1 protein-coding gene is annotated in these 248 nt (G+C 75.0%); it reads right to left on the reverse strand.

Features of this window, described 5'->3' with window-relative positions:
- The coding region (locus IH00_RS0136695; protein WP_031080875.1) for a hypothetical protein at positions 1-238 on the reverse strand (238 nt) is incomplete at its 3' end.
- Positions 239-248: the final 10 nt, after the last annotated feature.

Below are 248 nucleotides of genomic sequence, written 5' to 3' on the forward strand. Positions count from 1 at the left end.
CGGGCGGATCCGCCGGAACCTGCTCGGCAGGGGCCCGGTCGGCGGGGGTCTGGGCCGGCGGCTGGAGCGTGATGCCCGGGCGAGGGGCGTGCGGCTCGTCGGGCATGGCGTGCTGGGCCAGGACGGCGCCGAACAGGACCGCCAGAATGCCCAGCAGGGTGATGCCCGCGATCCGCAGGGCCTCCGTGGTGATCGACGCGGCTGTCGGTGAGAGCCACTTGGCAGCCAGACCACGCACCGTCCACCGC

Source organism: Streptomyces sp. NRRL S-118, assembly GCF_000716335.1.
GTDB lineage: Bacteria > Actinomycetota > Actinomycetes > Streptomycetales > Streptomycetaceae > Streptomyces.